Source organism: Cytophaga sp. (genome assembly GCF_051961495.1).
Classification (GTDB): domain Bacteria; phylum Bacteroidota; class Bacteroidia; order Cytophagales; family Cytophagaceae; genus Cytophaga.
In genome coordinates this window covers 1-7034 of the sequence record NZ_JBQCDF010000239.1, presented here as the reverse complement: position 1 = coordinate 7034, position 7034 = coordinate 1, and the positions used below count along the sequence as shown (strand labels likewise).

Below are 7034 nucleotides of genomic sequence, written 5' to 3'. Positions count from 1 at the left end.
AAACGGAAGGCATCAAACCACTGTTTGGAATCTTATGTGCATCCAGATCCTGGTCAAAACCAGTGGTTGCATCATCATTGAACCGAACAACAGCTTCATCATTTTTCGTTGCTGCCGAATCTTCCAGGCGGATACGGATTATCGTATTTGATGCTGTCCTCAGATATGGTGTAGCTGTTACAAGACTCACACGGGCATTATTATTAATGGAAACACTTGAGCTGCCTCCTGTTCCTGTAAGGCCTACCAATACGGCCTGCATCGGCGGAATGTATCTTGTTGCGCCGTTCGTTCCGACACCTGATGCATAGCTGGCAGCACGGTTATTTACTGCATCCCAGTAATAAACTGCACCTCCTACATTGGTTTTTGTCCAGCCAGATACATTGTCCCAGTCGATTATTGAAGGATAAGGATTGGCTACCAACAGATATTTACCTGTTGCCGTATTCGGATATGCAGGACCTGTCAAGGCAAAGGTATGATCATAAGTACCTGTGAATACCAACGGTGCCGCAGCCGGAAGTGACAGAGAGAACCCTGTGCCTAATGGCATAGGTGTTGTTGAATTTGTAACGGCCGCCCAGTTTTGAGTAGAAAACGTACGGGTAAACATTTTCCAGTATGGACTCACGTAGATCGGTGTTGTGGCTGCAACCTGTCCGGAGGTCACCCCACTGAACGGAGCTCCGATGTAATGCGTTTTTGCAGCAACCGCGTCCCGTCTTCCTGTAACTGTACCTGCAATACTGCCCAGGTCAGATGAAGAATAACCGATATTACCGCCATTATCAAAATCAATGGTCAGGTTAGAATTGGTAGTCAATACACCTTTGGCCAGTGACAGTGTACCGTTTACCGTAAGGGCAGATTGTAAAGTAACGCCAACCGGATTATTTACAACTGCATTATATAACACAGGAACTCCTGTGACATTTTGTGCAGTATTACCTTTGAAGACAACGGTAGAGCTTACTGCAGGAGTCAACGTTCCATTGTTAACCAGATCTCCATATACATTTAATGTTCCTGCAGATGTAAGTGTAATTGTACCATTGTTTGTAAGTGTTTTTGCACTTGCACCTGAAGATATTACCGGCATTCTTGTTGAAACAACTGAAGAAGGAATAACTACATCATCCGTGCCTGTTGGTACTAAAGCCAGATTCCAGTTTGAAGCAGTGTTCCAATCAACTGTTGAATTTCCTGTCCATGTATTTGAACAGGCACTACTGATTGTAACAGCTATGCTGTTGGAAGTTGTAGAACAGGTATTTACTGCATCAACAGCAACAGATCCTGAAGTAACTGAAGCGCCTGCATATGAAACAATAATAGAAGTTGTTCCATTACCTGAAGTAATTGTAGCTCCGGCAGGTACTGTCCAGTTATAGCTCAAAGCATTTGTAACTGCTGCAATACTATAAGTAATGCCGGTTTCTTTACAAACACTGGTAGCCCCTGTTATCGCGCCAACTGCCGAAGGGAATGGCTTTAAAGTTATAGGCAATACTGTAGTGGTTGCATTGCCGCACACGTTACTAGGAGTAACCCGAATATTACCGTTCGTTGATCCAAAGTTAACCGTAATTGCATTGGTACCGGCACCTGACGCTACTGTTGCACCTGTTGGTACCAGCCATGTATAATTTGTTGCGCCGGAGACAGCCGCTACTGAATAAGAAGCTCCGCTTTCCAGTCTGCAAGGATTGTTATTACCTGTTATAGAACTCGCTACAGCCGGAACAGAATTTGTAACAACCACTGATTTGGTCGCTGTTGTTCCTGTTTGACATGTATTAGATGGGGTAACGGTAACATCACCGCTTGTTGTACCCATGGTAACAGTAATTGACCTCGTGCCTGCACCGGCTGTAATCACGGCGCCTGAAGGGACTGTCCATGCATATGTCGTTGCGCCGGTTACCGTAGAAATTGCATAGGTAAGACTTGTTGTATTTTGACAAACACTGACACTTCCTGTAATAGCTCCGGGAGCACCTAATGTTTTCACAGCTACAGCTTTTATTGTTGCAGAACCGGCACCACATGTATTACGCGGCGTTACAGTAACGTTCCCTGAAGTTGTTCCAAAAGCCACCACAATTGAATTGGTTCCGGTTCCGGAAGTAATAGATGCTCCGGAAGGCAATGCCCATGTATATGTATCTGTATTTGCCACTGCTGCAATACTATATACAACGCCCGTTTCATTCGGACAAACAGAACCTGATCCTGTCATGGCACCGGCAGCACTTGGCAGCGGATTCACTGTAACAGCTAAATTACTTGCTGCTAATGCATTTCCACAACTGTTTGCAGGCGTTACAGAAACCGTTCCGGCAGTAGTTCCAAATGTTACTCTGATAATTCTGGTACCGGCACCTGAGGTAATTGTTGCTCCGGTTGGTAATGTCCAGTTATAGGTTGCTGCATTCGTAACTGCAGCCACACTATATTGAACGTTAAACTGACCTGAACATACAGTAGACAGACCTGTGATTGCACCGGCATTGGCAGGAATTGTAGGAGTTGTTGTTACTGATAAAGAAGAAGTCAAACCAACACCGCAGGCATTTTCCGGTCTTACTGTCACTGTTCCGCTTGCAGTACCAAAGGAAGCTGTAATAGAATTGGTACCTGCACCTGAGGTTATCGTTGCGCCGGTTGGTAATGTCCAGGTGTATGTTGTTGCATAAGTCACCGCGGGTATAGAATAAGTTACTCCCGTTTGCGAAGCACAGACAGATGCCAGACCAGTTATTGCACCCGCATTGTTAGGTTTAGGATTTACTGTTACTGTAACTACGTTTGAAGAAACAGATCTTCCGCATGCATCAGTAGCCGTGCGCACATAATATGTTGTTGCAGTAATACCCGGAGGGTTTAACGTAAGTGTGCTAAGGTTACTTCCGATATTTGTCCATGGACCAGTATTTGATGTAGTTGAATACATCCACTGATATGTAATTGTACAACCGGATGTAGCATCAGCTGTTGAAGTCAATGCAGCCGGTACAATATTTGAACATACGGTCTGATCAGATGCAATTGTTCCGGCAACCAATGCCGGTGGAGTTGAAGACGTTAATCGTAAGAACCCGAATGAACCTCCATTAAATTCTCTCTGTCTGTATTCAATAGTAGAGGTTGCATCTAATGGCCCCGTCCATACATTATTCACTACCGCACAGCAACCTGTTGTTCTGCTGTAAACAAGTGTACCGTTTACATACAAATATCCGTAATCGTCTGAATCGAAATCTATCTGATACGTACCGGGTGCAAATCCCTGTCTTTTATAGACGATGCAATGGTTATCATCCCCTACCTGGCAACCGGTATATCCGGGAGCCAATGAAGGACGTGTCGTCGATGACCAAAGCAGTCTGGTATCAAAACTCGGGTTGCTTGCAGAGATACCGTTATCTACATACTTTCCATAAAGTGTATTGAAGTTGTTACCGTTATATACATATACGTTCCACACGTTCGAACCAAAGATTGAAGGATCCGGAGGTGATGGCACACCTACTGTTACCGTTACTACATTTGAGTAAGCTACTGTACCGCAGGCATCAGTAACTTTTCTTCTATAATACGTTGTTGCAGTTATCGTTGCCGGTGAGCTGTATGTTACTGCCGTTGCACCTGAAATATCAGAGAACCCTGAACTGGTCGATGTAGTTGACAGCTGCCACTGATATGATGGATAACATCCGCCGGATGCTGCTGCAGTTGATGTAAACGGAGACGGAGAGTTTCCTGAACAGACAACAGCACTTGAACTTGCAACTGTTCCTCCAAGTAATGTTGTCGGCGTAACCGGATGCGTCATTAATAAACTGCCGTATGATTGTCCGCCACCGGTATCAGCCCATCTGTATTCAATAGTTGATGAAGCATTTAACGGACCAGTCCAGATGTTTGTCACCAAAGCTCCCCAGCTCACACTGGTATAGACTAATACACCGTTTATATATACAGATCCGGCATCATCTGAATTATAATCCAGACGGTAAATACCTGTAGGGAAACCTTGTCTTTTATATATAACTCCATGCTGGTCCAATACAACGTCACAACCTGTATAAGTTGATACTGCTGAAGGCGAAGCACTGATATTCCACATGTTTCTTGAATCAAAACTAGGATCAGATGCTGATAAGCCGTTATCTACATAACTACCACGCAGAATTGTAAAGTTCACATCATTATATGCATATACATTCCACACATTTGATCCGAATACAGAAGGGTCCGGAGGTGTAGGTGTTCCGATAGAAACTGTAAAGCTGTTTGAATAAGCTGTTTGACTACATGCATCAACAGCCTTTCTTCTGTAAGTGGTAGTTACAGTTTGCGCAACCGGAGTATAGGTAGTATTTGTTGCACCGGAAATATCTGTAAATCCGCTTCCTGTATCTAACTGCCATTGATAGGAATTCACATAACAACCATTGGAAGCAGAACTCGTGGAAGTGAATGGATCCGGAATATCTCCTGAACAAATGGTAGAAGTTGTATTATCAATTATTCCACCGTTAAATGGTGAGGGTACAGTAACTGAAGTAAAGCTGATCGCGCCATTCGATCCTCCGCCACCTTCAGTCCATCTGAATTCAATTGTTGAAGATGCATTTAATGTACCGGTCCAAACAGAATTTATTGGTGTTCCAGTCCATGAAGCTCTGGAATAAACCAACACTCCGTTTATATATAACCAGCAACCATCATCATTCAATACACTTAATGTATATGTACCTGTAGGAAAACCTTGTCTTTTATAAATCACACTGTGATTATCCACTCCTACCTGACAGCCAACATAGTTCGGAGCAGCTGACGGAGCCAGGTTTGTGTTCCAAAGGTTCATGGAACTAAAACTGGGATCTGAAGCAGAAGCACCCGGATCCGTATAGCTGCCATATAAAGATGAGGCTACAAAGTTTTGTTGATTATACACATAAGCTATCCATGAATTATTTCCGAATATAGATGCATCCGGTACAACAGATGGCCCTACAGTTATCGTTACGATGTTTGAATAAGACACATCCCCGCAGGCATCAGCTACTTTACGTCTGTAAGATGTAGTAACCGGAACACTTGCCGGCGTATAAGCAGCATTTGTAGCACCGGTAATATCCTGATATCCGGAACCTGCATCGGCCTGCCACTGATATGTAAAATAACAGAAGCTTGATCCATCCTGTGAAGACACTATAGGAGTAGCCGGATCTGAAGGACAAATCGTAGAAGGACCATTTAATGCGATAGACCCTTCATTTAAAGGAACATTTGGGGTAACAGCAGTGAATGTGAGCCTCCCCTGACCTCCGCCGGTATTGTTTTTATATCTGAAATCAATGGTTGAAGACGCATCCAGATCTCCTGTCCACACATTGGTTTGCGAACCATTTACCCATCTGGTATATACCAAAGCGCCATTTATATAGATAAAGCCAGCATCATCAGAAGTAAAGTCTATTTGATAGGTACCTGTAGGAAAACCTTGTCTTTTCATTTGTACTCCTGAAAGCGTAGCACTGCTTAACTGGCATCCCGCAAAGCCTGGTGCTGATGTAGGCGGTATGGTAGACCCATATAAAGTTGTTGTATTAAAAGACAATGTATTCGTACTGAAAAAACCTTTATAATCTGTCCAACCTACATCCGTTGTAGTATATCCCACATTCGTGAAATCAAACACATATCCATTCCAGGCATTTGAAGGGAAAACGGTTGGATCACCTTGTTGGACAGTAGTGATTGTAACTGTTACCGTATTTGTATAATCCACACGATTACAGTTTGCATCAATTACTTCTCTTCTATAGCATGTTGTTTGAGAAAGCCCTGCCGGTACATCATAAGTAGCCAGCGTGGCCCCGGAAATATCTGTAAATGTACCTGCACAACCGGCATCACTCTGCCATTGGTATTTTAATGCTCCACAAGTACCTGAAGCAGCAAGCGTACTTGCAAATGCTGCGGGATCACTTCCCGGGCACAATGTCTGATCCCCTGTAATGGTACCCGGTATCAGAGTAGGAGTTGGTATTAATGTAAACGTTAAACGGCCGGTAGCAGTAGTGGTATTATTTTTATAATGATATTCAATGGTTGATGTTGCATCCAGATTACCCGTCCAGACATTCGTCGCAGAACCATTTGTCGTCCTTGAGTAAACTAATGAACCATTAATGTATAGATAGCCGGCATCATCTGAAGCAAAGTCTAATTGATAGGTACCTGTTGGAAAACCCTGGCGCTTAAACTGAACTCCGGTAGCATTTGTGCTTGCCACAGAACAGCCTGCATAACCCGGAGCCGAAGTGGGCAAGTTTGCTGTTGCATAGAGTGTAGTTGTATTAAAACTCGGATCCGAAGCAGAAGCCCCGGTGTACGAAAAATATCCTTTATAATCTGTCCAGCCTAAATCATTTGAGTTATACCCTCCTGTTGCAGAAAAATCATATACATAACCATTCCATGTATTGGAAGGAAATATTGTCGGGTCACCCGGAACTGTTGAATATACAGTTACTGTAATGGTATTACTTGCTGCACTTCTCGCACAATTGGCATCGACAACCATTCTTCTGTAGCAGGTAGTTTGCGTTACACCTGCAGGAGCATCATATGTTGCATTCGTAGCTCCGGAAATATTTGTAAATGTTCCTGTACAGCCAACATCACTTTGCCATTGGTATGCAACAGCGCTGCAAGTTCCGGATGCCGCAACTGTACTGCTAAAGATGGAAGGATCTGTATTACCGAAACAAAGTGGCTGTGTTCCGCTTATTGTTCCTGCTGCTAGCGTGGGGGTTGTAATTGCTGTAAACGTTAATGCACCAGAACCTGATCCGGTATTATTTTTATAATGAAAGTCAATTGTTGAAGTTGCATCCAGATTACCCGTCCATACATTTGTTGCAGAACCATTTGTTGTTCTTGAATAAACCAATGAGCCGTTAATGTATAAATAGCCTGCATCATCCGAGCTGAAGGCTAATTGATATGTTCCGGTT

General features: G+C 43.5%; 1 pseudogene. It reads right to left on the bottom strand.

What is annotated here, in order from left to right:
- Positions 1–7034, bottom strand: a pseudogene (locus ACTHJT_RS13200) (hypothetical protein); the annotation flags it as partial.